The following is a 248-nucleotide window of genomic DNA, read 5'->3' on the forward strand; positions in this document are numbered from 1 at the left end:
TCTTCGATTTGTGTTCGTAGATATATATTGGCACTAGCCCCACCAACAATTGCAAAGTTTTTTGGAGCTTTTTGTTTAAATAGTTTTTTTGTTTTTTGCATAATATGAGCGACTGCTGTTTTTTGAAAAGAGGCACATACATCATATTTATCTTGTTCACTAAGACCAGTTTCACTATTTTCAAGTTTTTCTATTTTCATTCTTACTGCATTTTTTAAACCAGAATATGAAAACATAATTTCTGGGCT

The 248-nt window shown here is 30.6% G+C and carries 1 protein-coding gene; it reads right to left on the minus strand.

Features of this window, described 5'->3' with window-relative positions; all coding sequences use genetic code 11:
* Positions 1-248: tRNA (adenosine(37)-N6)-threonylcarbamoyltransferase complex transferase subunit TsaD (locus ETC07_RS15370; protein WP_438590668.1), on the minus strand; the 248-nt coding region annotated here is incomplete at both ends.

It is taken from the genome of Halomonas borealis (assembly GCF_004798905.1).
Classification (GTDB): domain Bacteria; phylum Pseudomonadota; class Gammaproteobacteria; order Pseudomonadales; family Halomonadaceae; genus Halomonas; species Halomonas borealis.